Source organism: Pseudomonas sp. SDO5532_S415 (assembly GCF_054071155.1).
Window position 1 is genome coordinate 1 of record NZ_JBSVWS010000345.1, and the last position, 1,761, is coordinate 1,761.

Annotated in this window: 1 protein-coding gene; it reads left to right on the top strand. The window is 61.2% G+C overall.

Going from position 1 to position 1,761, the window contains the following annotated elements; all coding sequences use genetic code 11:
* Positions 1-147 precede the first annotated feature (147 nt).
* Entirely contained in the window at positions 148-1,656 is a 1,509-nt protein-coding gene (ppx, locus tag ACW9HW_RS29975) for an exopolyphosphatase (protein ID WP_095196256.1), read from the top strand.
* Positions 1,657-1,761: the final 105 nt, after the last annotated feature.

Genomic DNA, 1,761 nt, shown 5'->3' on the forward strand with positions numbered 1-1,761 from the left:
GGTCCTTGTGGGAGCGAGCCTGCTCGCGAATGACCGCGCAGCGGTCACCCTCTTTTCTGCTCAGGATCAAGGCTTTGAACCGAACGCGTTGGCGCCAGCCTTTGATCGTGGCACGATGTCGAGGTTAACGACCGAGACCCCCTGACCATGCCGCAATCCCAAGCCAAGAATCTGTCCCTGATCGCCGCAATCGACCTGGGCTCCAACAGCTTTCACATGGTCGTGGCCAAGGCCCAGAACGGCGAAATCCGTATTCTCGAGCGTCTCGGGGAAAAGGTTCAGCTGGCCGCCGGCATCAACGAAGAGCGTCAGCTCAGCGAAGAATCCATGCAGCGCGGGCTTGATTGCCTGAAGCGCTTCGCCCAACTGATCAACGGTATGCCCCTGGGCGCCGTGCGGATCGTCGGCACCAACGCCCTGCGTGAAGCCCGCAACCGCGCCGAATTCATCCGCCGCGCCGAAGAAATCCTCGGGCACCCGGTGGAAGTCATCTCCGGCCGTGAAGAAGCGCGCCTGATCTACCTCGGTGTGTCCCACACCCTCGCCGACACCCCGGGCAAGCGCCTGGTGGCAGACATTGGCGGCGGCAGTACCGAGTTCATCATCGGCCAGCGCTTTGAACCCCTGCTGCGCGAAAGCCTGCAAATGGGCTGCGTGAGCTTCACCCAACGTTATTTCAAGGACGGCAAGATCACCCCGGCCCGCTATGCCCAGGCATACACGGCGGCCCGCCTGGAGATCATGAGCATCGAACACGCCCTGCACCGCCTGACCTGGGATGAAGCCATTGGCTCCTCGGGCACCATTCGCGCCATCGGCCTGGCGCTGAAGGCCGGCGGTCATGGTGCCGGCGAAGTGAATGCCGAAGGGCTGGCCTGGCTCAAGCGCAAGCTGATCAAACTTGGCGATGTCGAAAAAATCGACTTCGAAGGCATCAAGCCTGACCGCCGGGCGATTTTCCCGGCGGGCCTGGCGATTCTCGAAGCCATCTTCGACTCCCTCGAACTGCAGCGCATGGACCACTGCGAAGGTGCATTGCGCGAAGGCGTGCTCTACGACCTGCTGGGCCGCCATCACCATGAAGACGTGCGCGAACGCACCCTCAGCTCGCTGATGGAGCGTTACCACGTCGACCTGGAACAAGCCGCCCGCGTGGAACGCAAAGCCCTGCATGCCTTCGATCAGGTGGCCAGCGATTGGGATCTGGAAGATGAAGACGGCGTCTGGCGCGAACGACTGGGCTGGGCGGCCAAGGTCCATGAAGTGGGCCTGGACATCGCTCACTATCAGTACCACAAACACGGCGCCTACCTGATCGAGCACTCGGACCTCGCCGGCTTCTCCCGTGAAGACCAACTGATGCTCGCGCTGCTGGTGCGCGGCCACCGCCGCAACATTCCCAAGGACAAGTTCGCCGAATTCGACGAAGACGGCATCAAGCTGATTCGCCTGTGCGTGTTGCTGCGCTTCGCGATCCTGTTCCACCACATCCGCGGCACCCAGCAAATGCCTCAGGTGGAACTGAATGCCCATGGCAACAGCCTGGAAGTGGTGTTCCCGGAAAACTGGCTGGACGAGAACCAACTGACCCAGGCCGACTTCGCCAATGAAGCGGAATGGCTGACCCGCGTCGATATCGTGCTGAACGTGCGCTGAAACTGAAAAAGGCCTTCTGCGGAAGGCCTTTTTTGTGCGTGCAATTCATGTGGGAGCGAGCCTGCTCGCGAAGGCGGTCTGTCAGTCAACATCCATTTTGAATGT

Excerpts from the sequence above, each read along its gene's own strand:
- ppx (WP_095196256.1), top strand. The coding sequence starts at position 148 with ATGCCGCAATCCCAAGCCAAGAATCTGTCCCTGATCGCCGCAATCGAC.